The following is a 24,400-nucleotide window of genomic DNA, read 5'->3' as shown; positions in this document are numbered from 1 at the left end:
CATTCCTCCAATGTTTCACATCAAGAGTCTGGCCAAAAGGGTATATACGTACATATGAGTAATAAGTGACAACAATATACGATTTTAACATATAAGTGTTCCGATAACTGTCACGATTATTCTTGATATACGATACCCTGTAATCGTGTGTTTTTCGGAAACGGTTTTATTTAATGCCGTTCTACCATAAAGGAGCATTTAAGAAGCATTTAAATCACGGTGAATCATTTGGACAAAAAATGCTGGATATGTGGCAAAGAAGAAGCTATTCCTTTTAAATGCCGTTTTTGCGGTAAAACGTTTTGTTCCAGACACAGACTCCCTGAGCAGCATGCTTGTGAAGGCCTGGAGCAGCTAAAAAAAGATGGATTTAGTAGCGGAAGTTCTGGCTATGGAGCTAATAATAGTACTGATGACATATTCAAAGACGCTTTAAAGAGCACTGCAAAATATGCAGCAAAGAGCGCAGTGAAAGGTGTTGGAAATAACATTAAGTACTCCATGAAGAGCAGCCCCGCAATGGCCATCATATATCTGTGCATCTTCTCCTTCATACTTCAGCAAGTGATACCCGGATATACGCAGTTGTTCCAGCTGGTACCGGCATTAGTATTGCAAAGACCCTGGACTCTTGTAACCCACATGTTTATCCACGCAGGTTTCACACACATATTCTTCAATATGCTGGTCCTGTTTTTCTTCGGACCGGAACTGGAAAGAAGAGCCGGAAAGAAAATATTCATATATGTATATTTCACTGCGGGCCTTGTGGCTGCCATTGCATATACACTGACCAGTAGCAGCCCCTATACCCCGGTTGTCGGAGCCAGTGGTGCAATTATGGGAATATTTGCAGCCCTTGCAATTATAGCGCCCGACATAAAAGTATATGTATACTTCATCCCGATGCCGATAACGTATGCACTTATATTATTCGTACTTCTGGACTTCTTCCTGCTGGGATCAAATGATATGATCGCCCATACAGCCCATCTTAGTGGGGCCCTGGTGGGACTTCTTCTGGGAAGCAGGATAAGAAGAGCGCAGATACGCTATAACTATGACAATATGTACTACAGAAGAAGGTGATCTGTTGGCTGCAGCCTCTCACCTTGCCAGACTTTTCCCACGGCCGGAAGAAGGCGAGGTAATACCTATCCAGTTCATTGACATGCAGGAAAAACTGGCTGGCTGGTCACCTGAACTTAAAAGGTCGGTCTATGTAGACGATTTTAAAGATACCGATGGCCTGAAACGTGTAAGGGAAGTACACTTACTTAGAGTTTACAACTGGCTTCTTGATGGTGAAAGTCTTATTGAACTTTCAGACATGGAAAAAGCCCGGTTTGAAGAAGTAATGGATATGTTTATAAAAGATGGCGGTGAAATTCTTTTTACAAGAAAAAGAATTGGTGGGAGGTTTGTAAACTACTTCATCCTTGGTGATGAAACCAGGTCACGATCAGATATTAAAAAGCATTATCTTGCAGAGATTATGGATCATTAAGACCCTTTTGCTGCAACAAAGCGGATAATATTATAGTAAACTATTAAATAGTGCCATTACAGGGGCATATCAGTAATTATTATATTAAATTAGATGTTACCCCATTATTAACAATTATAATATTTATCAATATAAGCCTAGTATATTATCAAAATTATCAAAACTATCGGAAAACAATTTTCCGGTAATGACATGTATTCATAATTATAGTGAGGCATCATGGCCAATGTTAAAACAGGACTTAATTCAATAGTCAAATACCTTAGTACAAAGAAAGAGACCGGGAGGCGAAGTATTGGTCTTCTTGTCGATGGCCCTAACGTGCTCCGCAAGGAGTTCAATGTAAATCTGGAAGAGATCAGGGATGTGCTGAAGGAGTACGGTAATGTCAAAATAGGACGAGTATTTCTGAACCAGTACGCATCTGATAAACTTGTGGAAGCCATTGAGAACAACGGATTTGAACCTATCATATGTTCAAGCGATGTGGATGTCAGGCTTGCCGTGGAAGGAATGGAACTTGTCTATAATCCAACGATCGACACCATGGCATTGGTTACCAGGGATGCGGATTTCAAACCGCTTCTGAACAAAGCCAATGAACATGGAAAAGAAACAATCATTTTTGGCGTAGAACCCGGATTTTCCACTGCCCTTAGAAATTCAGCAGACTATGTCATCTTACTGGAAAATGATGAAATGAACTACTACGATGATTCACATTTCGAGGAGGAAGATGATGACGATATTGAGTATACTGCTGACAATGATGTCGGCCGAAAAACTCATAGAAAAAAAGAGGCATTAATTGATTATTAATGCTTTTTATTGATTTTTAGTTTCATTGATCATAGCTTCCAGTCTGGAAGGAGAAATACCATGTTTCGTATCGGTACAGTTCTTGATCCTGTCAAGAAGTACGGTAAGCTCCTCCTTGGAAAGTTTATGACCCATCTCTTCTACAATACCTTTCAGGGCTTTCATTCCTGTGTGTTTGCCTACAATGAGATGACGCTTTCCACCTACCATTTCAGGACTGAACAGTTCATAGGTACGTGGTTCCTCAAGAATAGCGCAAACATGGATTCCAGATTCATGTGAAAATGCATGTTCGCCAACAATTGCCTTGGTAACTGAAGGTCGGAGACCGGAATACTGGTTCACCATTTCTGACAGTTCTGTCAGTTTAGTAGTATCATACCTGTCAATTCCATACTGTATCCTGAGTGCAACAAGCACCTCTTCAAGTGAAGCATTTCCGGCACGCTCCCCAATTGAATTTACAGTTGTATGAAGCTGCTTGGCACCTGCCTCTGCTGCAGCAAGGGTATTTGCCGTTGCCATTCCAAGATCATTGTGACAGTGGATACAGATCGGAGTGTTTACGACTTTTTTGATCTCACTTACAAGATAGTATGCGCTGCTTGGATTCAGTATACCAATTGTATCTGCAATGCTCACATAATCCACCTTGTATTCCTCAGCGGCCTTGAATGCCGTTTTGAGAACTTCAATATCAGTCCTGGTACCATCTTCTGCTGCGAATCTAACACCAACTCCGTGGTCCTTTGCATACTGAACAGCTTCCATTGCAGCTGCGAACATCTCTTCACAGCTTTTATGATATTTGTACTTTAGATGCAGGTCTGACATTGCAATGAATATACTGATAAAATCGACATCACAGTCAACTGCAACTTCAACATCACTTACCCTTGACCTGGCAAGACAGCATGTTCTGGCATTGAGTCCCATATTGGCAATCTCTTTCACAACATCCTTTTCAGATGTAGAAACCACCGGAAAACCTGCCTCGATAATATCAACGCCAACTGAGTCAAGCTTTGTAGCAAGGGCAATCTTTTCCTCCCTTGTAAAGACCACTCCAGGTGTCTGCTCACCGTCCCTGAGTGTCACATCACAGATCTCAATATCAAGAGGTGGCAAATTCAAATAATCCATAAGCTTGTTTCTTGAGTAATCTTTATTTTCTGACATGCTTTTGACTCCATTGATTGCTGGTCAATTTCCAGTTCCATTATATAACTGTTAGGTTTTTTAAGATAATTTCCGGTTTTTCCTCAAATGTCTAAGAGCAATGTTTATTTAGAAATTAGAAGGCAGTTTTATGCTGATTTTATGTATTTTCTATCTAAAAGAGAGTCACACCAAAGGTTGCGCAAACTTAAACTTCATGATAGTTTGCTCTGCACCTTTTCATAGAATCCGTTAATAGAACTGCTCACAAACCTTGCCGGATTCTCAGCCCTGGTAACTGTAACAACATCATTTTCCTTCATATTGTAAGAATGCTGCCCATCGATTACAAGTGCAGCTTCTTTTTCAGGAATTGTCATTTCTACTTTGATATTACTATTTCCAGGTACGATCCATGGTCTTGAAGACAACTTGAAAGGAGCTATGGGCACAATGATCGAAGCATCCACACGTGGATCTACAATTGGCCCTCCTGCACTCATTGCATAGGCCGTTGAGCCGGTGGGTGTTGCAACTACAATACCATCGGCCCTCATATCCTCTATTTCCGAATCATCAATCGCAATTCTGAAAGTGAGTATCTTTGCCGGTCTTGCAGTGATAAGAACTATCTCATTTGTTGCATCCTGCAATCGTCTATCATTTAAATGAACACTCAGACGTGAACGCTCCGTGTAACTGAAACCTTTTAGAACATCAGCAATATCCTTTATGGCATCCTCAGGAGGAACATCTACCAGAAAACCCAGTGTTCCCATATTTATTCCCAGAACAGGGAGAGGGTCTTTCATCTTTGAAATATTGCGAAGTACTGTACCATCTCCTCCAACTGAAATAATGAGCTGTACACCTGCACTTTGCATCTGCTCAACCGGAAGACAATTCTCTGTGATACCAAGATGTTTTCCAGTCTTTGGTGAAAAGAAGATTTCCACTTTTGAGTTGAACTCATCATAGATCTTCCTGACCATATCAAGAGCATCCTGCTGGTCAAATCGCGATACGATACCTATTTTACTTACCTTCATTTATCATCCCTGTTGAAAGCTTTAAGATACTCTCATGTGCACGTCCGTTAGATGCAATCACACAAACCCTGTTTAATAATTGGTTCTCTAACTTTAAAGAGTCACCGTCTCCATCGGTAACAATTCCCCCGGCTTCCTCTATAATGAGCTTGCCAGCTGCAATATCAGTAATACGCATTGTACCTCTGACATCTACAAAAGCATCAATTTTTCCTGCCGCAATATAACATAGATCCAGAGCTACACTTCCAAATGACCTGGTCCTTCTTACATTCCCGGAAATACTTGATGCAGCCACAATGTTGCGTCTGTAACCATAAACACTGACACAGAACTTACGAATATCCGAATTATCAGATGCTTTCAGTTTTGCACCATTATAATAAGCCCCTTTACCATTTTCCGCATAAAATGTATCCCCGTTGGCAAGGTTCTGAACGTATCCGAATATTATGTTGTTAAGGTCAGTTGATGTTATGGCAAGTGAAACGCTATAAAATGGAATTCCCTGTACAGCATTATAAGTGCCATCTATAGGGTCGATTATAATTGTCAGTTCTGGAAGCTCAGGAGACTTACCTACGATCTTTTCTCCGGCTTCTTCACTGATAATTCTGAAAGGACTATCTTCATTTCCCAGAATTTCAAAAATAGCTTTTTCCGAAACGTCATCTATGAGTTTCGTAGGTGTGCCATCGGCACCGGTATAAAGGGTTTTGCCGGCCTCAGATGTGCCGACAATATCCCTGATAGAGACATGCACCGCTTCTGCTATCCTTTCACTCAGTTCCAGGAAATCACTGCGCACGTGCATGTAAACTACTAAGGTTTGGTAAGACTAAATTAAAGTCCCATTGCCTTGTTGGTCTTTGCTATAGACTTTGCGCCGTCCTTTTCAAGCTCCATCATAGCTCGGATAGCATCCACATTCTCCGGAATGACAATAGATTCCTGATGAATACCCTGGAAGAAGTAAAGTTCTCCTTCATACATTGTAACAGAATCCTTCCAGACTGAATTCTCCCACATGTCACCTCTTGGGCGTCCGATATCTTTTGCAAGTTCCATTATTTCGGCAGTTGAACTGATACCCTGTTCTATGAATCGTATACGGGATTGCTTTGCGAAAAGATCCTTTACATCTTCACTTGTACAGTCCTTCTCAAGTTCCATGTTAAGTGTATGGACATGCATCAGTGTGGTTGAAAGCTTTACAGCTGTTGATGTAATGTTAATGTGAGGCATGATGGATTTTACATCAGGGCCGTGATGTGAAGGAAGTTTGATAGGATTTGGTATAATAGCATTTATAGGTCCGGTCTTTATATCATTCGGATCTGCAGACCTCCTCATAAGCGTTACTCTTACCTTCTTTACTCCATATTCCTGGTCAAGTGGATAGATAACCCTGCACAGACCTGTTGTGTTACAGGATACAACCCTTACGAAGTCCCTGCCAAGTGCTTCTGCATAATTTGCCTCTGCATTGAATGAACAGCCTGCAAGTTCATGATCTTCGCCACCCTGCCAGATCGCCTTAACACCTGCTTTCTCATAGAGTGCTTTGTTCTTCTCCCCAACCCCTCCAGGCGTACAATCCACAACAATATCTGCCTCTGCTGCCATGTCCTCTACTGATCCTGCAGCAGGAATTCCTGCTTTCTTCATATCATCTACCCTGTCAGCTAAGGTATAGACATTGTAGCCCTTGTCGTGTGCAACGAAAGCCTCATAATTTGGTCTTGTCTTTGCAATACCTATTATTTCCATGTCGTCCTGCATGGTAACAGCATCAGCAACACGTTTACCAATCGTACCATACCCATTTATTGCAACTTTTACTTTTGACATATTCAGTTCCTTCCTATCTTTTCGTCCTTAATTTTAATATTAGTACCTCAATAATTGTGAGTGAAATCTAAAATCCACTTAAATATACAATGTCTTTTATGTATAATAAAATCATTTGTGAAGTATAGCTTCACCTGTCCCAAAGTTGATCTCTTTTACAGATCCTTTTACAGTCTCGCTCTCTCCGAATATGCCGTAGACTGTGACCGAATCCCCATCAACGACAAGTCTTGTTACAGATTCCATAACTGTTTCACGGTTATCACCGTCAACAAGGATGACCTTTAGCTCACACATACTTTTTCCCTCCTTAATTGTTTATTCAAATAAGCGGGCCACTGAACAGCCCTTTGGAGCCCCGATATCTTCTCCAACGGGATCACACTTCACCTTTAGTAAATATGCTATTGGTCTATAATTCTCTTCTGACATGGTCTCATAGTTTGCCATACCCTTGCTGATTATAAGTGAAGCATTATCAAGGGCATCCTTAAGATCCTGTGGAGCTTCCTGCAAACGGACACCTATGGCGTTAGATCCGGTTGTCAGAACACGGTCGACCTTATCAGCAATTCCGAACTCTTCAATCTCTTCCATGGTCACATCGTTCAGTATTGGTGCACCCCTTACAACAAGGGTGATGTTACCACCCATCTTTTTGATAATCTCAAAGACAAGTGTATCAATAAGGATCTCACCGCAGTTATCTGCAAGATAGACAACATTGCTGAGTTTATCAAGTATTTTATCAGTATCATCTATATCCAGTCCGCGCTGGAAGTGTTCCTTAAAAGTTTCATCGAACACATCAATAGGGACTTCAAGGCCCATTACACCATAGTCGAAATAGTTACCTATGACTGCAGCAAGCACCGCACGTTTGAAAGTTGCAACATCATCCCCATCACCGTTGAAAACATGTGAACGTATCACAGGCATGAATCTGGAAGCGGTTTTACTACTGAGTTCTTTCATGCTTTTGTACGGATCATTGTCATCCAGGATCTCATAGGCTTTCCTGTGCATTGGGGTTGACAGTTCTGCCGCAGACATCCCCGGTTCATAGAGGGAATTGAGCACTTTTATTCCTCCGAGAATTGCTTTTTGTATCAGCTCTTCGTCATCGGTTGACAGTTCCGCTTCCTGGTGAACCCTGGAAAGCAGGCAATATGAACATCTTGGGTGAACTTTCATCGGACCATTCCTGTGTGAGTTGTCGGGTGTGTATTTTTATCATCTGCTATAAGCTTAACCTTGTTTAATATCCGAAAAAGAAAAAAACCTTTGTGTGTATCTATAACCTGATCAGGATTTAAGATAATTATGAACTACAAAAGTATTACTAAATTCAAACGTTTCAAATTAAAAACCGAACACGGACGTTATATTATACTTGGCAGCATAGATGGCATACTCGCAATTCTGGGCGTAGTCATAGGTACTTCCCATGTGGCAGATGACCCGGCAATTGTCATAAATGCAGCGCTCGGAGGAGCAGTTGCCCTGGCACTTACAAACGGAGTAGGATCGTATCTTGCTGAAAGTGCCGTTGAGTTCGGCAAATTAGCAGAACTTGAAAAACCACTACTACGAAGCCTTAACAGGACAAAGATAGAGGAAGAAACTAAAAAGAAAATATGGAGCGATTCCATATTTCACGGCGGGTCAAGTTTCTGCGGCTCATTGGTCCCTATACTTCCTTTCTTGCTTCTGGAAGAACACGCACTTGAAGTGGCAGTCGTACTGAGTATAGCGATCCTCTCAATACTTGGAGTGTATTCGGGTAAGCTTGCAAAGCAGAGTATGATAAAACATTCAGTTCGCATGGTCGGACTGGGCATAATGATCGTTGCAGCAGTTACTATACTTGGACTGGAGTAAAACAAATTCAACATAATCTGATAGTGAAATTCACTATTGGCTTTTTTTTATATTGTTTTTTCAGTTTTTCACTCATGTTTAAATTACATGGACATATATAGAGAGCCTCATGCTTGAAACGGTTGCATTATTGCTTGTAAGCCTTGTGATGATCACAAAAGGAGCAGACTGGTTCGTTGAGTCTGCTGTAACTATTTCCGAGAAAAGCGGGATCCCGAAAATAATAATAGGAGCTACTATTGTCAGCTTTGCCACCACTGCACCGGAATTCACCGTTTCAGCTATGGCAGCCTATCTTAACCATGTTGAAATGACAGTAGGTAATGCAGTTGGTTCTGCAATATGCAATATCGGACTTGTGCTTGGAGGAGTAATTGTCATCAAAGCAATACCAGTAGAGCTTCATGGTTTTACACGTAAGAGCGGATTCATGCTTGGTTCTGCTTTGTTGTTATTTGCTGTTTCATATGATGGAGTGGTAAGTTCATTTGACGGAATACTGCTGTTACTTGTGTTCATAGGATTCCTGTATTATAACTACCGCCTTCAGAGTGCTGTTTTTGATGGAAATGAGGAATTCAGGGAAAAAGTACCTTTAAGTCAGTTAAAGAAAGATATACTTCTTTTTATTGCAGGTGCATTACTTGTAGTAATTGGCAGCCGCATCCTTGTTGATGCCGGAATTACTATTGCAGAGTGGCTTGGAGTTCCTGAAATGATCATCGCCCTAACACTTGTTGCACTTGGGACATCATTACCGGAATTGATAACTGCGGTTTCAGCCACTTTAAAAGGACATCAGGACATATCCATAGGAAACATACTTGGTGCAAATACCATGGATATCGCACTGATCCTGGGAGCATCTTCACAGATAAGACCTCTTACAATACTTCCCCAGTCCCTTAATTATGATTTTCCATTCATGATCGCATTAATGATAATTCTTATAATATTCGGTATTACCGGAAAGAAGCTGGAAAGATGGGAAGGAGCAATTATTCTCGGAGTCTATTTCGGATATGTAGCTGGTCTGTTCACGCTATTCAACTAATGAAGAATAGAATGATAAATCGATAGATTTAAATTCGGATTTTAGCTACATCACTATGAAAAAAGGTGGTATATTTATGAAAAATAAGTATCTGATATTCATTATGTTGTTGGTGCTGTCCCTGGCAGTATCCGGATGTAGCGACAAAGAACAGACTGTAACTGTTCAAAATGAAGATGGTCAGGATATAGATGTTACCTATACGGAAGGTGCAGAAGATGATGTCTGCCCCATAGGTTCAACTATTACAATGAGCAATCCAAACACCGGCGAAGGTATGGTGATGGAAGTTATGGGTACTGAGGTCGTTGATGGAATAGAGATGTGCCATATGGTGGCTGAAATAACTGTGCCTGCAGATGATAATGTAGCTAAAATAGAGATGTACACTCCGATCAATGAGAACGATGAAAGCTTCATTATGACCTATTACGATGTGGATGGTAATGTTCTGTCTGAAATGAAATTCATGAATGGTAAAATGACCATGACAGACGAGAACGGTGAGACTTTTGATATGACTATGGGAATGGGAGAATAATTATTTTCCCTTATTTTATCTTTTGATGCTAACGTTTAAACTTATTTTATTACGCTTTAATGATTCCTGAATTGATTTTAAATATGATAATTACCATGAGTAATAACTATGCAATTACCGTCCCCAGATGAACTGAAACAGAAAAGGATCGATCTCGGCATGACACAGAGTGATCTTGCAAAACGTGCAGGTGTCAGCCAGCCACTGATTGCAAGAATAGAAGCAGGTGATGTAGATCCAAGGTTATCAACTCTCAGGAAAATAATTGATGTTTTCAATGATATCGAAAAAGAGGATATTTATCTCAGGGATATAATGAACATAGAACTCATTTCCGTAGATCCGAACGAGAGTATAGATAAAGCTGTCAGTATCATGGAGAAATACAACATATCACAGATACCAGTAATACAGAATGGAATTTCAGTTGGCAGTATATCAGAAAACATGATCGTCAGATCCATGTCTAATAAAAAAGCTTCAGAGGTTTCCCACATGAAGATCGGAGATATAATGGGAGATTCATTTCCAACGCTCTCTCCCGGCACTGATATCAAGACCGCATCTTACATGCTTGAAAAACATCCTGCTGTCCTTGTGCTGGAAAAAGGACAGGTTGCAGGTGTTGTTACCAAATATGATATCCTGAAATTGCTGAGTGAATGATTTTGTTTAGGACAGGTTGCAGGAGAAATGATGAGTAAAGCTTACAGAATAGGAGAAATAATAGGGATTCCAATAAAAGTAGATCTCTCATTTCTAATAGTATTGCCTTTATTTGCATGGTTCTTTTCCATACAGTCAGAACCCTTTGGATTTGCAGGTATCCAATCTGAAATAATGAAATATATCCTTTCATTGCTAACTGCACTCCTTCTCTTTGCATCGGTATTGATACACGAACTTGCCCACTCATATTTCGCCCTGAGATTCGGAGGAAGTATCAAGGAGATCAGGCTTCATCTGCTGGGAGGTGTTGCCGCCATGAGAAAAGAGGTGCATGAACCATTAAAAGTGATAATGATTGTAGCTGCGGGACCACTTTCAAGCATCGTTTTGGGTGTGATGCTTCTTTTTTTAGGTTTTGCATTAAATCCGGTATCCCTCAAAGATGGAAATTCTTTGTTTCTGGTAGTTTTCATCCTCGGATATGTAAATATCTTTCTGGGGCTTTTCAACCTGATCCCAGCATTCCCAATGGATGGAGGACGAGTACTCCGTGCATTTCTTTCAATATACATGGATTATGTAAAAGCAACTGAAAAAGCTGTTTTAATTGGAAAGATATTTGCAGTGCTTCTAGGTATTTTAGGTCTGTTCACTGATCTCTGGTTACTTCTTATTGCATTATATATATACGGCAACGCAAACAGAGAAGAACAGCTGGTTAAAATGACATATAGTAGATATTAGTGCTATAGCAAAAGAATTTTATTCCTTATCTTCACGATACTAATAGATATAAGGGTTATTTGATACATTCTGGCAAATTCTAATAAATTTAAATATAAGGAAGTCTAACGGATAACTGACTAAATTATATCTAAATGATTGATTTTTTAGGCTGGATAAAAAAATGAAATCAAAACTATTAATAGCACTACTCCTGATAGGTATTGTGGCACTTTCAGGTTGTACTGATATCACTGACTCCTACAAACCCGGAAGTTTCGGAGCAACCACAGAAGAACAACAGATTGTAGCTGCAGTTACTGAAAAATATGGCGACATGACAGCCAGTGGAGAACCAAGGCTCCTTGAAGTTATGATGACATCATCAACTGAAAACTTCATACCTGTTGATAAGGTGTTGAAATACTCAAAGGATTCTGAAAAATTGTATGCATGGTTCATCTATGACAATTTTGACAATGACATAATTAGTGTGGAATGGATCTACCTTGATAATGACTATTCCATTTACACCTTCGAATCTGAAACCGGTGAAGACTTCGGACGTGGAACGTTCATACTCGAAAAGCCAGATGATGGCTGGCCTCTTGGAAACTACAGAGTAATAATAAGTGGTGCAGGTGTCGAAAAATCAGTTGACTTTGAAATAATAGACGGAGCAACTGTTTCAGTTCCGCTGGATATTTCAAACGGTACAACAACAGACATCCAGACATCTGGAACTGAAAATACAGCAACAACAGGAGAACTCCCAACTCCGCAAAGCGGATTTACAGCAGAAAGTACAACATACACTTTTATCGGAGACTGGACCTCTAACTGGGGTGACATGACATTCAGGAAATCAGGTAACAAAATAGTCGGTGAATACACACATGATCAAGGTAAGCTCGAAGGTGTTGTAAATGGCGACGTATTCATAGGAACCTGGTCAGAAAGCCCTTCATACGCAGAACCGAACGATTCAGGCGACGTAGAACTTAAACTAAGTAAAGACGGTAATTCATTCGAAGGAAACTGGAGATATGGATCTGATAGTAGCTCATCATGGAGCGGCGGCTGGACAGGAACCAGAGTAGAACAATCAACAACTGAAACAACCACAACATCATCTGGCGTAGAACCTGGCTGGTATCTAGTTAAAGTTGAAGACTACGGAGACAAAGTAATCAGCACAAATGACTACTACACATACGATGTCGAATACGAAAGAGGTAACGTCCTGACCATTGATACAGGAGACGAAGGCGAAACAGCACAGGTAAGAACGATCAGTGAAGAACCAAAAGACTTCTACGCTGCTGAAGAAGAGATTGCAATTAAAGTCAGAAAAGAAGCTGTATTTATAGCAACCGATGGTCTCGGACTTGGTGATACGAGCAACATAGACATAGACATGGCAGATATCGGAGTTGATGGAGTTTCATCAAGCCATTATAAGCTGGAAGATGAAACATATGGAAAGTCCTTCACAATGGATTGGAAAGACACGACAGGTGATGTCAAAGAAGGTACTTTCAAAGCGAATGCACCGGAAGCAAATGCATATGGTGGCTCGTTCAGAATACTTTACTCATACCTCAATGGTGGAGTATACAGAACAAACTACATATACGAATGGAGAGAGTAATTCTCTGCCATTCTTCTTTTTTCTTTTTGATTTTTCACAAACCTTTTTTCAATATCTATCCTGTGGAGTATTTTTTAAATCTGAAAAACAATTCATTCCAAAGATAATTGCTTGCAAAGCGAATGTTTCTTATAAATTTAAAGATTCTATGATGTTATTTGCTGTATGGAAATTGACTGAAATATAGAACTACCCTTTATAGAGCAGATTTTAACTTGGAGTTCATAATAGGTTTATATAATAGGGTTGCATATCAGGCAAAAGTTGCCGTATGGACAACGTACCCAGAGGCAAATAAATTTCAGATTTCATTTACATTAACATGATCAGGAGATTAATATGGATCTTGAAGATACACTTCTTATGATGCCAGGACCGGTTCCGGTCGCACCTCGCGTTCTCAGGGCAATGTCAAAGCCCATGATTAATCACAGGGGAGCAGAGTTTTCAGCAATGTTTGATGATTGCCGTGAAATTCTTGCCGATGTTTTCCAGACAAAAAATGATATTTTTATCTTAAGTGGCTCAGGCACAGCTGCAATGGAAGCAGCTGTTGGATGTACAGTAGGCAAAGATGATGTAGTAGTTGCCCTTGAAAACGGTAAGTTTGGTGAAAGATTCAAGGATATTGCTGCAAGGTACGGAAAGGTAAATGCTCTTGAAAACGAATGGGGACACTCCTTTAACCTCGAAGATGTTGAAAAGAAACTTGAGGAAGGAGCAAAGGCAATCACCCTTGTCCACAATGAAACATCTGTAGGTATACAGAACCCTGCAGAAGAAATAGGAAAACTTGCAAAGAAATACGATGCACTTTTCATCATGGATGGTGTCACAACCCTTGGAGGAGACACTGTAAAAGTTGATGAGTGGGGTGTTGACATTGCAGTAGTGGGTTCCCAGAAATGCCTTGCTGCACCACCAGGACTTTCCATGATCTCAGTCAGTGAAAAAGCATTTGAAGCAATGAACGAAAAAGATGCACTTCCATATTACCTTGATCTTAAGGCACACAAGAAGAGTGCTGACAAGTCACAAACACCATACACACCAGGAGTTCCTTTATTCTTTGGTCTGCAGGAAGCTCTGCACATCGTAAAAGAAGAGGGCATGGAAGCAAGGATCAAACGCCATGCGACCGGTGCAAAGGCAATCCGTGCAGCAGCAACTGCAATGGGTCTTGAGATGTTCCCCCAGCTTAACGATAAGTACAGTCACTATTCCAATACAGTTACAGCCATGAAGGCTCCAGAGGGAGTTACAGGCAATGATATTAAGAAGGACATGATGGCAAGGGGAATTACCATTGCAGGCGGACAGTCACACCTTAGTGGTAAGATCTTCAGGATAGGAAGCATGGGTAATGTTCAGCCAAAGGACATCATGCTGACAATACAGGAACTTGAAGTCGTTCTTAAGAAGAGAGGAGTAGTATCCGATCTCGGCCCAGGAATAGAAGCTGCCAGCGAAGTGCTGGACACACTTCTTTAAACATCCTGATAATTAATAAAAAGGTAAAGCATGGCAACAATAGGAGTCGTTGACACAACATTTGCACGCTTCAATATGGGAAAAGCAGCCATAGATGAGATACAGCAGAACATCTCTGCAAAGATTATACGCAGGACTGTTCCCGGTATCAAGGATCTTCCGGTTGCAGCTAAGAAGCTCATAGAAGAAGAAGGATGCGATATAGTCATGGCTCTTGGTATGCCAGGCAGAAAAGAACAGGATAAGATCTGTGCCCACGAAGCATCCACTGGAATAATCCAGGCACAGCTTATGACAAACACCCATATCATAGAGGTCTTTGTCCATGAGGATGAAGCAAAGGACGAGAATGAACTTGTGTTCCTCATGGACCAGAGATCAAGGGAACATGCACTCAATGTTGTAAAAATGCTGTGCAGACCTGAGAAAATGATTAAGGAAGCGGGTACCGGTCAGAGACAGGGCTTTGAAGACGTTGGCCCTGCAAGGATGTAATACCGGAAGAAATCAACAGAAGATTAATATTAAATTTAAATCTAAACTTTAAGTGATTATTATGACCATAAAATTGGGATTTGTAATAGCTGAATTTAACAGGGATCTTACATTCCAGATGGAAATGCTTGGTGAAGAGCATGCTAAGTTCCTCGGAGCAGAGGTTGTAGAAAAGATCCTGGTTCCAGGAGTATATGATATGCCACTGGCTATCAAGAAACTCTGCCAGCGCGATGACATCGATGCTGTTGTCACCATGGGAATTGTCATCGAAGGTGCAACCCAGCACGATGAAATCGTTGTCCAGCATGCAGCAAGAAAGATCACAGATCTTTCACTGGAATACAACAAGCCTGTCACACTGGGAATTGCAGGACCTGGAATGACCAGGATGGAAGCACACCAGCGTGTTGATTATGCAAAGCGTGGTGTTGAAGCAGCTGTCAAACTGGTGCAGCGCTTGTAAATATGAAATAACTACAAAATTACATGATAAGAGTTTCAAAGTGCAAAACTAAAAAATGGTTGTGTTAATTGCATGGCATCATCAAGATTAAAGAGGGTGGAAGAATCAGCAACGATGAAAGCTGCAAATACTGCCAACAAAATGAAAGAGGATGGTATCGATGTTATCAGTTTCACATTAGGTGAACCTGATTTTGATACACCGAAACATATTTGTGATGCAGCCGCAGATGCGATGTACAGGGGGGAGACACACTATGCACCCGGAGCAGGAATCTCCGAATTGAAAAAGGTTATAGCAGATAAGCTTTGCACAGAGAATAAACTGGATGCAAAAGCTTCAGAAATTATTGTAACACCCGGTGCAAAACAGGCTATTTTTGAAGTCATGATGTCAGTTCTTGATGATAATGATGAAGCTATACTCTTTGATCCTGCATGGGTCTCATATGATCCTGCCATAAAATTTGCAGGTGCAAATACAACATGGGTTCCAACTGATACTGAAAATGGTTTCAAACCTGTTGATATTGAAGAGTATATCAACGAGAAAACCAAGCTCATTGTTGTCAACAGTCCCGGGAATCCAACAGGTGCTGTTTACGATAAACAGACCCTCAAAAATATAGCTGACATTGCTATTGACAATGACATCCTTGTACTCTCAGATGAGATCTATGAAAAGATAATCTATGACCAGGAACATGTCAGCATCGGTTCATTTGAAGGAATGCAGGACAGGACCATCACTGTTAATGGTTTCTCAAAAGCCTATGCAATGACAGGCTGGAGACTTGGTTATGTTCATGCAAGATCAGATATCATCAAACCCATGTTAAAGATACAGTCACATTCAGTCAGCAGTGCAACAAGTTTTGTGCAGTACGGCGGTATTGCAGCACTTGAAGGACCACAGGAACCTGTAGCTGAAATGGTTGCAAAGTTCAAGGCCAGAAGGAATGTTCTTGTGGATGGCCTTAATGAAATAGGAATCAGATGTCAGAAACCTGGCGGTGCATTCTATGCATTTGCAGATGTCAGTGAGTACGGGGATGGAAACATCATTGCCAAAAAACTCCTGCAGGATGCACATGTAGCAGTCACTCCGGGATCAGCTTTCGGAGAAAGTGGCAAGAACTTCATCAGAATTTCCTATGCCACATCAATCGAGAGGATACAGGAAGGACTGGAAAGGATCAAGGCAGCACTTGTCTGATTCTTTTTATCCATATTCATTTCTAGTTAATTCAGAAGTTTACAGATTACTCCTGATATCTTTCAAGCACCTTTTTCACAATTTTGGCACTGCCGCATAAAGAACAGGTAAGTGAACTCTCTATTCTGATAACCTTGCAATCAAAGCCTCTCAAGTGCAGGTCCTTTTCAAGCTGACCTGCATCAAAACCCTGGTCATATCCAAGTGCAATGATATCCGGCTTGATCTGCATAATAGGATCAAAAATATCAGATTCACTACCAAGAAGAGCTTTGTCCACTATTTTCAGGGAACTGACCATTTCCAGTCTTTGCTCATCCGGTATTATTGGTCTTGGTTTATGTCTTATCATGGACTCTCTGGCAACGATTACGTAAAGCTTATCACCGAGTTTTTTTGCTTCGCTCAGATAGTGGATATGTCCCGGATGAAGCAGATCGAATGTTCCTGTTGCAAGTACTTTTACCAAAACATCACCTGTGTGCTGCCTCCTATAAACAAGCATCTTTTATAAAGGTAGCTCCACCCAGAAAAATATCCAGAAAATGAACTGCTTAAATCTAAAAAATAAAAAAATAATTTTATTTTGTAAAATAGCTCATCCGGAAAAAAGTATATGTTCAAATGTTTATCGGAGCTATTATATAAACAACATTAATATTAATATAGTATATAATCAATATAAAAGTATCCAAGTATGCAACATTTGCATAAATATGATTTTTAAGTGCTCTCTTAACCACTTATAATATTTTGATAAACATTTTCGGACAAGAATAATCAGAATCATAATTTCAACCACTGGTGACCACATGAGAATTTATAGAAAAACTGCCATCACACTTGGAATTGTTTTTGTGTTTCTATTCTTGCTTACAGCTTCCGTAACCTATTATGTGTTTTTAACTCATACCGAAGAAATAGAACGTAATGTCCTGAATGATAATACACTCAGAGTACATAGAGCCTTTGATAATGAAATATCACATATGGATTCAACTGTTTACGATTGGGCTGCATGGGATGCAACCTATGAGTATATGACAAATAACAATTCGGATTACATAATCTCAAATCTGGATGATATTGAAACTTTCCTGACTCTTGACATTAATTTTGTACTTTACTACAACACAAATGGTACTCTGGTGTATGGACAAGCCTGTGATCTTGAGAACGGAATTCAAGTGCCACTCAGTGAAGAGATACTGGACGCTATTCCCAAAAATAACATCCTGATAAACCATTCATCTATTGATTCCACTGTATCAGGAATTGTCATGATTGGAGATTCACCAACAATAATAGCATCAAAACCAATTATAAAAAGTGACTACTCTGGCCCTATTCATGGAACACTAATCATGGGACGTTTCCTTGATAGGTCCTTTATACATCCAATGGAAGAACAGATATTACTTCCAATTGAAATATATCCACTTAACAATAATAATATGCCTTATGACTTTGCGGAAGTCAGGAATCAATTACTGGATGAAAAATATGTCACCAGAGTCAATAAAGACAAGAATGGAGTATCAGGTTACTTTTTGATTGAAGATATTTATGGGAAACCTGTTTTAATTGCAAGAACTGAAATGCCCAGGCTTATCTATAAAGAAGGACTCGATGCCATATCAGTCACATTCTACCTTACACTTCTGATCTCTATTTTGTTTGCCGTTTTGTTGTCATTCCTCCTAAAAAAGAATCTGCTTTCAAGAATTACGTTCCTGCGTAATGGAATCAATGAAATTGACTTTAAAGGAGACATCAATTCCAGAATAAAAATTCAGGGGAATGATGAGCTTTCTGAACTTGCAGAAAATATCAATTCGATGCTGGATTCATTGCAGGAAAAAAGCATAATATTCCAGTCAACAATTGAATCTGTATCCTACGGACTTGTTGCATTTGATAAAAATTCAAAGGTCCTTAAAGGTCCTTTTTATGAATCCTGAATACAGGCGTATATTTAATTTTCCATCTGATATCGGACCAAGAACTAACGGAGACACAATACTTAATGAGATCTTAAAATTGGCCGAAAATCCTGAAGCTGTTGAAAATGAAATCAATAAAAGACGATATTCAACGAGTTCTAATAGATCATTATTGAAACTCAAAGATGGAAGAACAATTCAGACATATTCAATTCCACTTGTAGTTAACAACGAAATCTATGGCAGGATATATACCCATAACGATATTACAGAAATACTTCTTCATGAGAACGAACTTCGAAATGAAATATCCAGAAGAGAAGATGCTGAAGAAAAGTTAAGGCTTAGCGAAGAGAAATTCTCAAAAATTGCCACGTCAGCCAAAGATGCAATAATAATGGTCAACAATGAGGGTAAAACAATATTCTGGAATGAAGCAGCCACCAGAATGTTCGGATATTCTGAGAATGAGATCATGGATCGGGAAGTACATACCTTCATTGCACCTGATAGATATTTAGATGGATACAAAGCAGGTTTTAAGAATTTTACAGAAACCGGACATGGAGATGTCATCGGCAATACTATTGAGCTGGAAGGTAAACGCAAGGATGGAACTGAGTTCCCAATTGAGCTTTCCCTGTCTTCCATGCAGCTTTCAGACGGATCGTGGAATGCAGTAGCTATTATACGTGATGTTACTGAGAGAAAAAAGATCGATAAGATGGAACATGAGCTTCTTGAGAGACTGACAACTATCATCAACAATATCAACAGCGGCATACTTCTTATTGACAAAGAGAATAAGACGATAGCAGATGTAAATCCTGTTGCTGCTAAAATGATAGGATTGCCCAGAGAGAAGATAATAGGCAATGTCTGCCACAAATTCGTTTGTACTGCACTTGAAAATCAATGTCCTATAATTGATCTGCACCAAAAAGTAGACAAATCAGAGAGGATCCTTCTGGACAAAGACGGAAATGAAATACCTGTTATAAAATCCGTAGTTTCTGTAAAACTTAAAGGAAGAGAATACCTTGTTGAAAGTTTCTACGATATTTCCGGAAGAAAGAAAGTTGAAGAAGCACTCATTGAGGCAAAAATGGCGGCAGAAGCATCCGATAGAGCTAAAAGCGAGTTCCTGACAAATATGAGCCACGAACTTCGCACACCTTTAAACTCTATCATCGGTTTCTCAGATATGTTGCTCCATATTGGAGAACATGAACTTGACCAGAAACAAACAAGGTATCTTAACAACATATCCAATAGTGGGAAACACCTGCTTGAAGTTATCAATGATATTCTGGATATTTCTAAGATAGAAGCTGGCAGAATGGACCTTTCAATTGAAGAGACAAATGTTGTTGAGATCATGGATGAGATCATGAAAAATGTGTCTTCACTAATTGCACAGAAAAACCTGACATTTGAATATGATGTTGCAGATGATGTTACTGTTATAGATACAGACAAACTCAAATTCAAACAGATATTGTACAATCTGATAGGCAATGCAATTAAGTTCACAATGGAAGGTGGAAGTATCAAGATAACAGCAAAAAGAGTCCTTAACAGAATCGAAGTAGAGGTAAAGGACACTGGTATCGGTATATCCAGGCAGGACCAGAATAATCTTTTTGAACCTTTCAGACAGGTTGATTCTGCACTAAACAGAAATTATCAAGGCTCTGGATTAGGACTTGCAATTGTCAAAAAGTATCTTGAAATGCAAAAAGGTTCTATCAGGGTTAAAAGCGAACCTGATGCAGGTTCAGCATTCATATTTGAATTGCCTATTTATGGCAGTTCTCAAAAATAAGCTAAAAAAGGACTGATAATCACTCTTTAATTTTTCCGACAATCGGGAAATTGTCCAGTGCATCTACCTCATGTGGGGCTTCCAGATCCAGAGACTCGGTCAGATCGGTTCCTGCTTCATGCAAGCCCATGTGCTCTCCTGATTCCCAGAACTCACTTTCGCTCACATCATAGACCTGTCCTGCATAAACAACATAAACTTTCTCATTATCAGTACCATTGTACATGGCTACTTCTTCAAGTGTAAATTCCTTCATATCCTCACCACTCTAGAATCATCCTTCAAATTAATAGACTTTTGGGTATTTTCTATATTTACGTATGAAATTACAGATTTAATATTTTAGTATGCAACCGCCTTCATTACCTGTCTTTTCAAAATATTGCTGGTGATATTCCTCTGCCCTGTAGAACGGACCTGCAGGTAGTATCTGTGTTACTATGGGCTTTTTGGAACGGTGCAAATATTCGCGTTCTTTTTTGGAAGACATAGCTTTGTTCTTCTGATCTTCATTATGATAGAATATAGCAGAACGATATTGAGTCCCTACATCAGGGCCCTGTTTATTAAGACTTGTAGGATCATGCATTTCCCAGAAAAGCTCCAGCAGCTTCTCGTATGGAACTATCTTTGGATTGAAAAGAAGTTCCACTGCCTCCGCATGTCCCGTATTACCCATGCAGACTTCCTTATAGGTCGGATTTTCCTTGTCTCCCCCGGTATAACCCACCTGTGTAAAATCAACACCCTGCACTTTTCTAAATACTGCTTCTATACCCCAGAAACAACCTGCTGCAAAAGTTGCTTTTTCATAGCCTTTGCCGAGTAATTCCTCTTGTGACAACATCTCATCACCTATGAAATGGTGAGCAGACATAAGCCATAAATGTTTCTGTTATTGGGACCTACCAAGAACTTCTTCCTTAATGTCTAAATAGCATTTCTCAAAAAGGCTTTGTCCACCTTCGATCTCAAGAACTTCAAAATCGAATATTTCTGCGAACTCATCCACCTTTTCATCAAAATTCTCAGTATATTTAAGTCCGGTCTGGACCTTTGCAACCCGTTTATATCCTGTGACCTTATTGACCTTCTTAAGCATCTTTATGGTCTTTTCAGGCTTCTCAGGATCAACTCTCATGATCTCACGCCAGGCATGAGCAAACATCGGCGTAAAAAGGAACGTTCCATGCTCGCTGAACTTTTTCAGCGTAGCCAGATATTCTGCGCAACCTCCCAGAGTTGCACCAACACAATCATCAACTGTACGTGTATCGTCCTTCAATATCCTGACAGGACAGGTTTCTTCAAGATGTGCAAAATCAACTCCTATCTTATCAAACACATTACCGCATAGACCGTAGAACATAAGGATAGCATTTGAACATGTACTTAGCTCATCTATCAACTTGTATATCTCAGCTTTGAGTATTTTGGGGAACTCATGAAGTGCAAGTTCAACCATATAGATCATTACTGTATACTTTTCAGGATCGTTCCTGTAAGTCTCAGTATCAGATCGGAGTTTTGCAGGTGAAAGTAAACGAAACTCCAGACCAGCTTTCCTGAGTTTTGAGACAAAGTCATCTTCCTGACCGTTACCAACTACGAGAATTTCATCTACAGAACTATCGTTTTCAAGTATGTGCACGATCTCATCCTGAAGTATCTTGCACGACAGTATCGTCAGTAATGGCATAATGTTCCCTACATGTTATTGGTTATTCACTCTTTTGCCTGTACATATATACAAAGCTCAGTACAAAAGCTACAATTCCGGAAGGTATTCCTACAAACAGTGAGAAAAATATTTTATCCTGCAATGCCTGAGTGACCAATATAGTAACCAGAACAAAAATGATGAGACTTATTATAACCATTTTTACAATATGCATATTATCTCTTAATCCTCAATTTCATGACTTTTTACAATAGATTGTCGCTTCACTGGTTTAGTAAAAATACTAGTAACCTGATAGAATGAGAAGTTAACGCTTCTTGAAGTATGAAATTATATGCCAACAAATAAAATCAGAGAGGAAATATGAGTATGCAACCCGAAAACACAAGTTCCGTAAGCGTGAGAACAACAAAAATAGATGACATCCCTCTTATTATGGAACTTGTAAAAGCTTTGGCTGAATTCGAGGGACTGAATGACCATGTTCTTGCAACTGAAGAGAGCCTCAAAGAAGGAATGTTTGGAAAGAACAAATACGCAGAAGCGATTGTTGCAGAGATGGACGGCAAAGCTGTCGGATTTATTGTATTCTTCCATAATTTCTCTACTTTTGTAGGAAGACCGGGACTTTACATTGAGGATATATTCGTCTATCCTGAGTATCGTGGTAAAGGTGTTGGCAAGGCACTTTTGGTTCACTGTGGAAAAATAGCAAGGGAAAGGAATTGCGGAAGATTGGAATGGAGCGTACTTGACTGGAATCCTGCCAGAAAGTTCTATGAACATATGGGTGGAGAGCACCAGAAAGAGTGGCTTTTATACAGACTGGATGAAAAGGGCATAGAAGAACTTGCTGAACGGAAATAAAAATTTAGAAATAAAAGCAAAGAACAATAGGCAGCAATTACTTTCCAAAGTAAAGAATTATATCTACTCTGTGATAATGAAAGTTAAATGAAATAAATTAATCAAAAATAAAACAAAGATCGTGGTTTGAGAGAGATCATGTATCCTGGCATTTTAGTAAATACCATGTAATGCCAGGTGTGATCCAAATAAAAGAGATTATTCAGTTGCAGTGTCGTTTGTAGCTGCTTCTGCAGTAACGTTCTCTGTAGCCATCTCTACGTCTTCTGTGACGTTCTCTGCTACCATTTCTACATCTTCAGTTGCATTCTCTGCTACATCTGCTACTTCTTCAGTAACGTTCTCTGCTGCATGTTCTGCATCTTCTGTGACATTCTCTGCAACATTCTCTGCTGTATTTTCATCTGTTGTTGCTTCTTTTGTTGTGTCTGCACAACCTGATACGGCTACAAGTCCGATCATCAGGAAAACCATAAGTATACTTAAGAATTTCTTCATGTTACGTCTCCGATCACTACTGATCTATATATTCTATAGACGTCTACGGATAAACCATAAATTACTTAAGTTTTTCGATAAATGATGGTTCCTGATGCCATATTTAAAGTAGAAAAAACATGCAGAGACGTAGTAGGTAAATATAAAATAGACTCATATGAAACTCTAAATTGGATCAAATGAATCTGAAGAGCATGTGGCTGGAAAGACTAAAAGATTTTGATGATGCAGGAATTAAGCATGTTTCAATAAGACTTGTGATTTGAAAATAGAAAGAGAACGTAAAAAATAACCATGAGTAAAAGCTGAATCCTTTCACTCAATAAATACCATGGCAGCAATAACAGTTGTCCACTTGCCATCCTTGTCGCCATATGCAGTCTGGCAATAATGTGTAGTATCTATAATATGGCCACTTGCCTTGTAGACCTGTTCCCTTTCATGCCATGCACAGTTTGAATCGAATTCTATTCCAAGAGTTGTTGCAAGCATCGTTGCTGCAATATCTTCGGCATATTCTCCGGCTGTTTCTTCATCCTCACCAAAGGAATGATGCTCGGAGATATAACCATAATTATTTTCATTTACAGGAACTGCAGTGCCCACTGCTGCTGCTATAAGCCTGTGAGGTTCTTTTGTTTCATTGCGTGCCATTACACAATGTACGATCTCCCCGGCAGGCAGGTATCCAATTCCTTCATCTCTGGATATCAGTTTACAATTTGGTGGAAGTATGCTGGAAACGGTAACAAGATTATATTTCTCAATAAGCGCCTCGCGCAGTGCCAATTCAAAAGATGCAAGCTTATCCTTGTGAACACCAACACCTTTGGTCAAAAAGCATTTTTTTGGAACCATTTCAATCATCGTTTAATATATTATGCATCTGTTTTACAGAAATTTATCGTTTTCGAATATAAACTGATATCATCAATCCACAATCATACTTGAAATTGTATCTTCATATAAGAAGATTATGAGTGCCCGAAAAACAATAATAGGAGATAGTTTCCTAT

Annotated in this window: 28 protein-coding genes; 16 read left to right on the top strand and 12 right to left on the bottom strand. The window is 39.7% G+C overall.

Annotated features, from left to right (window positions below; genetic code table 11):
- Positions 1-219: 219 nt before the first annotated feature.
- The 3 genes from BLP52_RS12595 (at position 220) to BLP52_RS12585 (ending at position 2,326) form a co-directional block, all read left to right on the top strand.
- On the top strand, positions 220-1,089 hold the full coding sequence (locus BLP52_RS12595; protein ID WP_394328639.1) for a rhomboid family intramembrane serine protease: 870 nt from the start codon (positions 220-222) through the stop codon (positions 1,087-1,089).
- Positions 1,061-1,507 carry a hypothetical protein gene (locus tag BLP52_RS12590; protein WP_091710837.1) on the top strand — a complete coding sequence of 149 codons (447 nt, stop codon included), beginning with the start codon at positions 1,061-1,063 and terminating at the stop codon, positions 1,505-1,507. The genes BLP52_RS12595 and BLP52_RS12590 overlap by 29 nt, the downstream gene beginning before the upstream one ends.
- 219 nt (positions 1,508-1,726) lie before the next feature.
- Complete coding sequence (locus BLP52_RS12585) at positions 1,727-2,326, top strand: TIGR00288 family NYN domain-containing protein (RefSeq protein ID WP_091710836.1); 600 nt, start codon at positions 1,727-1,729, stop codon at positions 2,324-2,326.
- 6 nt (positions 2,327-2,332) lie between these two features.
- Here the strand turns inward: BLP52_RS12585 and BLP52_RS12580 are convergent, their stop codons facing one another.
- The 6 genes from BLP52_RS12580 to BLP52_RS12555 form a co-directional block, all read right to left on the bottom strand.
- Positions 2,333-3,505: a homocitrate synthase family protein gene (locus tag BLP52_RS12580; protein WP_091710835.1), complete on the bottom strand. Its 1,173-nt coding sequence runs from the start codon at positions 3,503-3,505 to the stop codon at positions 2,333-2,335.
- Between the two features lie 194 nt (positions 3,506-3,699).
- Complete coding sequence (locus BLP52_RS12575) at positions 3,700-4,533, bottom strand: NAD(+)/NADH kinase (protein ID WP_091710834.1); 834 nt, start codon at positions 4,531-4,533, stop codon at positions 3,700-3,702.
- Positions 4,520-5,347, bottom strand: coding sequence for a bifunctional fructose-bisphosphatase/inositol-phosphate phosphatase (locus BLP52_RS12570; protein ID WP_091710833.1), 828 nt, complete (start codon positions 5,345-5,347; stop codon positions 4,520-4,522). Before BLP52_RS12570 ends, BLP52_RS12575 begins: the two co-directional genes overlap by 14 nt.
- A gap of 29 nt (positions 5,348-5,376) precedes the next feature.
- Entirely contained in the window at positions 5,377-6,384 is a 1,008-nt protein-coding gene (locus BLP52_RS12565; protein ID WP_091710832.1) for a type II glyceraldehyde-3-phosphate dehydrogenase, read from the bottom strand.
- A 111-nt stretch (positions 6,385-6,495) separates the two neighbouring features.
- The gene (locus BLP52_RS12560) at positions 6,496-6,681 is read right to left on the bottom strand and encodes a CooT family nickel-binding protein (RefSeq protein WP_091710831.1); all 186 of its coding nucleotides are present in this window, start codon (positions 6,679-6,681) and stop codon (positions 6,496-6,498) included.
- A gap of 21 nt (positions 6,682-6,702) precedes the next feature.
- A complete protein-coding gene (locus BLP52_RS12555; protein ID WP_091710830.1) occupies positions 6,703-7,578 on the bottom strand; it encodes a damage-control phosphatase ARMT1 family protein in 876 nt (291 codons plus the stop codon).
- 129 nt (positions 7,579-7,707) lie between these two features.
- Here BLP52_RS12555 and BLP52_RS12550 point away from each other — a divergent pair, with 129 nt between their 5' ends.
- The 10 genes from BLP52_RS12550 (at position 7,708) to BLP52_RS12505 (ending at position 16,570) form a co-directional block, all read left to right on the top strand.
- Positions 7,708-8,265, top strand: a complete 558-nt coding sequence (locus tag BLP52_RS12550; RefSeq protein ID WP_091710829.1) for a VIT1/CCC1 transporter family protein — start codon at positions 7,708-7,710, stop codon at positions 8,263-8,265.
- Between the two features lie 109 nt (positions 8,266-8,374).
- Entirely contained in the window at positions 8,375-9,319 is a 945-nt protein-coding gene (locus tag BLP52_RS12545; RefSeq protein WP_091710828.1) for a calcium/sodium antiporter, read from the top strand.
- A gap of 76 nt (positions 9,320-9,395) precedes the next feature.
- A complete protein-coding gene (locus BLP52_RS12540; protein WP_091710827.1) occupies positions 9,396-9,860 on the top strand; it encodes an EexN family lipoprotein in 465 nt (154 codons plus the stop codon).
- A gap of 108 nt (positions 9,861-9,968) precedes the next feature.
- Positions 9,969-10,526: a CBS domain-containing protein gene (locus BLP52_RS12535; protein WP_091710826.1), complete on the top strand. Its 558-nt coding sequence runs from the start codon at positions 9,969-9,971 to the stop codon at positions 10,524-10,526.
- A gap of 27 nt (positions 10,527-10,553) precedes the next feature.
- Positions 10,554-11,273, top strand: coding sequence for a site-2 protease family protein (locus BLP52_RS12530; RefSeq protein WP_091710825.1), 720 nt, complete (start codon positions 10,554-10,556; stop codon positions 11,271-11,273).
- A 163-nt stretch (positions 11,274-11,436) separates the two neighbouring features.
- Complete coding sequence (locus tag BLP52_RS12525) at positions 11,437-12,903, top strand: hypothetical protein (RefSeq protein WP_091710824.1); 1,467 nt, start codon at positions 11,437-11,439, stop codon at positions 12,901-12,903.
- A 339-nt stretch (positions 12,904-13,242) separates the two neighbouring features.
- Positions 13,243-14,394, top strand: a complete 1,152-nt coding sequence (locus tag BLP52_RS12520; protein WP_091710823.1) for a pyridoxal-phosphate-dependent aminotransferase family protein — start codon at positions 13,243-13,245, stop codon at positions 14,392-14,394.
- 30 nt (positions 14,395-14,424) lie between these two features.
- Positions 14,425-14,889, top strand: a complete 465-nt coding sequence (gene ribC / locus BLP52_RS12515; RefSeq protein ID WP_091710822.1) for a riboflavin synthase — start codon at positions 14,425-14,427, stop codon at positions 14,887-14,889.
- A 61-nt stretch (positions 14,890-14,950) separates the two neighbouring features.
- Positions 14,951-15,355, top strand: a complete 405-nt coding sequence (ribH, locus tag BLP52_RS12510) for a 6,7-dimethyl-8-ribityllumazine synthase (RefSeq protein ID WP_091710821.1) — start codon at positions 14,951-14,953, stop codon at positions 15,353-15,355.
- A 72-nt stretch (positions 15,356-15,427) separates the two neighbouring features.
- Positions 15,428-16,570 (top strand): pyridoxal phosphate-dependent aminotransferase, encoded by a 1,143-nt coding sequence (locus BLP52_RS12505; RefSeq protein ID WP_091710820.1) that lies wholly within the window; start codon positions 15,428-15,430, stop codon positions 16,568-16,570.
- A 46-nt stretch (positions 16,571-16,616) separates the two neighbouring features.
- On the opposite strand, the gene BLP52_RS12500 is transcribed toward BLP52_RS12505, so the two are convergent.
- A complete protein-coding gene (locus BLP52_RS12500) occupies positions 16,617-17,075 on the bottom strand; it encodes an FAD synthase family protein (RefSeq protein ID WP_091710819.1) in 459 nt (152 codons plus the stop codon).
- A gap of 307 nt (positions 17,076-17,382) precedes the next feature.
- Here BLP52_RS12500 and BLP52_RS12495 point away from each other — a divergent pair, with 307 nt between their 5' ends.
- Together BLP52_RS12495 and BLP52_RS12490 are read left to right on the top strand one after the other, a co-directional pair.
- A complete protein-coding gene (locus BLP52_RS12495) occupies positions 17,383-18,531 on the top strand; it encodes a CHASE4 domain-containing protein (protein WP_091710818.1) in 1,149 nt (382 codons plus the stop codon).
- Positions 18,521-20,338 carry a PAS domain S-box protein gene (locus tag BLP52_RS12490; protein ID WP_091710817.1) on the top strand — a complete coding sequence of 606 codons (1,818 nt, stop codon included), beginning with the start codon at positions 18,521-18,523 and terminating at the stop codon, positions 20,336-20,338. Before BLP52_RS12495 ends, BLP52_RS12490 begins: the two co-directional genes overlap by 11 nt.
- A gap of 19 nt (positions 20,339-20,357) precedes the next feature.
- On the opposite strand, the gene BLP52_RS12485 is transcribed toward BLP52_RS12490, so the two are convergent.
- The 3 genes from BLP52_RS12485 to BLP52_RS12475 all read right to left on the bottom strand — a co-directional run bounded on the left by BLP52_RS12485 (position 20,358) and on the right by BLP52_RS12475 (position 22,037).
- Complete coding sequence (locus BLP52_RS12485) at positions 20,358-20,594, bottom strand: cytochrome b5 domain-containing protein (protein ID WP_091710816.1); 237 nt, start codon at positions 20,592-20,594, stop codon at positions 20,358-20,360.
- Between the two features lie 78 nt (positions 20,595-20,672).
- Entirely contained in the window at positions 20,673-21,185 is a 513-nt protein-coding gene (gene msrA / locus BLP52_RS12480) for a peptide-methionine (S)-S-oxide reductase MsrA (protein ID WP_091710864.1), read from the bottom strand.
- A gap of 48 nt (positions 21,186-21,233) precedes the next feature.
- Positions 21,234-22,037, bottom strand: coding sequence for a DUF1638 domain-containing protein (locus tag BLP52_RS12475; protein WP_091710815.1), 804 nt, complete (start codon positions 22,035-22,037; stop codon positions 21,234-21,236).
- Between the two features lie 345 nt (positions 22,038-22,382).
- Between BLP52_RS12475 and BLP52_RS12470 the strand changes: the two genes are divergently transcribed.
- Positions 22,383-22,886 (top strand): GNAT family N-acetyltransferase, encoded by a 504-nt coding sequence (locus tag BLP52_RS12470; RefSeq protein WP_202905793.1) that lies wholly within the window; start codon positions 22,383-22,385, stop codon positions 22,884-22,886.
- A gap of 198 nt (positions 22,887-23,084) precedes the next feature.
- Here BLP52_RS12470 and BLP52_RS12465 read toward each other — a convergent pair whose 3' ends face one another.
- Together BLP52_RS12465 and BLP52_RS12460 are read right to left on the bottom strand one after the other, a co-directional pair.
- Positions 23,085-23,384 carry a hypothetical protein gene (locus BLP52_RS12465; protein ID WP_091710813.1) on the bottom strand — a complete coding sequence of 100 codons (300 nt, stop codon included), beginning with the start codon at positions 23,382-23,384 and terminating at the stop codon, positions 23,085-23,087.
- Positions 23,385-23,699: 315 nt separating this feature from the next.
- Positions 23,700-24,242, bottom strand: a complete 543-nt coding sequence (locus BLP52_RS12460) for a pyruvoyl-dependent arginine decarboxylase (RefSeq protein ID WP_091710863.1) — start codon at positions 24,240-24,242, stop codon at positions 23,700-23,702.
- Positions 24,243-24,400: the final 158 nt, after the last annotated feature.

This window comes from Methanolobus vulcani, assembly GCF_900100715.1.
Lineage (GTDB): Archaea > Halobacteriota > Methanosarcinia > Methanosarcinales > Methanosarcinaceae > Methanolobus > Methanolobus vulcani.
Note: the sequence above shows the minus strand (reverse complement) of the source record. Positions and strands in the feature narration are given on the sequence as shown.